General features: G+C 40.4%; 2 protein-coding genes. Both read right to left on the bottom strand.

What is annotated here, in order from left to right:
* Window positions 1-52: 52 nt before the first annotated feature.
* Window positions 53-967, bottom strand: a complete 915-nt coding sequence (locus PGQ38_RS19305; RefSeq protein ID WP_117506279.1) for an IS3 family transposase — start codon at window positions 965-967, stop codon at window positions 53-55.
* Window positions 964-1,248 carry a transposase gene (locus PGQ38_RS19300; RefSeq protein WP_005612369.1) on the bottom strand — a complete coding sequence of 95 codons (285 nt, stop codon included), beginning with the start codon at window positions 1,246-1,248 and terminating at the stop codon, window positions 964-966. Before PGQ38_RS19300 ends, PGQ38_RS19305 begins: the two co-directional genes overlap by 4 nt.
* Window positions 1,249-1,306 lie beyond the last annotated feature (58 nt).

The raw sequence follows: 1,306 nt of genomic DNA, 5'->3' as shown, positions 1-1,306 counted from the left end.
TGGTCCTATGTCAAGATTTAGTACAAGTTAAAATAAGAAATTTCTCCCTATTTTAACCTGCCAGAAGCTCAGCCTCAGTGTGCGTTCTTTCATACACTCGTTCGAATTCGTTTGGCGACATATAGTTGCAATGGCTATGAACTCGTTTCGTATTGTAGAAAGCTTCCAGATATTCAAAAATCAACTGATATGCCTGCTTATAGTCGCGAATTTTAAAGCGATTGAGCCATTCACGTTTGATAATAGAATGAAAGGATTCAATGCATGCATTATCCCACGGAAAAGCTTTCTTCGAATAACTGCGCTGCATATTTTCGGTTGCTTTTTTATATTCCTTTGCAACATATTGGCTGCCACGATCCGAATGGATAATTAATGGTTGATCGATATTTCGGCGAGCTTTGGCTTTGTTTATAGTATCAATCACGCAAGATACTTCCAGTGTTTCTGAAAGCGTCCAGGCTATGATTTTTCTGGAAAATAAATCCATAACACTGGTCAGATAGACAAATCCATCTATTGTCCAGATGTAGGTAATATCCGAACACCAGACTGCATTCGGACGATCAGGATTAAATTGCTCATCAAGGATATTTTGTAATTCAGTGCTGAAATCGGAATCTTTTGTGGTGATCGTCCATGGTTTGCTCCACTGAGCACGGATTCCCATTTGGCGCATATATGTACCAACGGTTCTTTCCGAAATGACTTCACCATTTTTTCGAAGTTCTACAGTGATTTTCGGAGCACCGTAGTTCTGCTTGGAATCATCATAAATATCTTGTATTTTTGCTTTTACAGCTTTACGACGTTTTTCTGTATCAGAAGGTACGTGGTGGAGCCATGCAAGATATCCTGAGCGAGAGACACCTAAAAATTTCAACATTCCGGAGACGGAAACCCGGCGTCCAGCCTTTTTGGCAGCTTCCGTCTTCTCAGACACTTCAAGATAAATGGCTTCCGTCATTTTCCCAGAATGTTGATTGCTTTTTTTAACACATCAAGTGCATCTTGGGCATCACGTAATTCACGTCTGAGACGGGCAATTTCCTTCTGCTCATCAGATGCATAATTACCAGAACCACGAACAGGAATATCACCTGATTCCCGGAAGTCTTTCAGCCATTTTGTTAATGTGCTGTATCCGATGCCAAGATTTTCTGCACATCCACGTACTCCGAGATCTTTGTGATCCTGATAGTACTGGACTGCATCAAGTTTAAATTGTTTGTCATGTTGCTTTGCCATATGAGATCCTCCTTCAGCATGTCTCTATTGTATCATGCTTATGTGTATTTGGAATTTC

Source organism: Blautia faecis (assembly GCF_027662325.1).
GTDB lineage: Bacteria > Bacillota > Clostridia > Lachnospirales > Lachnospiraceae > Blautia_A > Blautia_A faecis.
Note: the sequence above shows the minus strand (reverse complement) of the source record. Positions and strands in the feature narration are given on the sequence as shown.